This window comes from Microbispora sp. H13382, from assembly GCF_014161445.1.
Taxonomy (GTDB): domain Bacteria; phylum Actinomycetota; class Actinomycetes; order Streptosporangiales; family Streptosporangiaceae; genus Microbispora.
This window is the reverse complement of sequence record NZ_JABBXA010000065.1, coordinates 1-554: the sequence shown is the minus strand read 5'-3', so window position 1 is coordinate 554 and position 554 is coordinate 1. Positions and strand designations below refer to the sequence as shown.

At 69.7% G+C, this 554-nt stretch carries 1 protein-coding gene; it reads right to left on the bottom strand.

Translation table 11 applies throughout. The features are described from left to right. The coding region (locus HHX41_RS39510; protein WP_182910019.1) for a substrate-binding domain-containing protein at positions 1 to 554 on the bottom strand (554 nt) is incomplete at both ends.

Genomic DNA, 554 nt, shown 5'->3' with positions numbered 1-554 from the left:
GCGATGCCCTGGATCTCCAGGATGACCGGATCGGCCACCCCCTTGTCCTTCAGCGTCTTGCCGATGTAGTGACCCGCGGCCACCCCCATGCCGTAGTTGTCGCCACCCAGCCAGGTCCGGTACGACAGCTTGTCGGGGAAGACCCGGTCCAGGTTGATCACCGGGATACCCGCGTCCATCGCCTGCCGGGCGACCTGGTTCAGCTGCTGACCGTCGTTCGGCAGGAGCACCAGCGCGTCGACCTTGGCCTGGATCAGCGACTCCACCGCCGAGATCTGCTGGTTGATGTCGTTGGTCGGCTCGACCGCCTTGAACTCCACGTCGGAGTACTGCTTGGCCGCGTCCGCCGCGTTCTTGCTGATCGCCGCGATCCAGCCGTGGTCGGCCGCCGGAGCCGAGAAGCCGATGACGACCTTGTCGCCGGGGGCCTCGTTGCCGCCCGTGGCCGCGGCCGCCGGAGCGGCGGCGGGCGCGCTCGCCTGCGCGGCCGGCTCGTTGCTGGTGCAGGCCGTGATGAGGGCACCTGCGCCGAGGACGGCTCCGCCGAGGAGGAA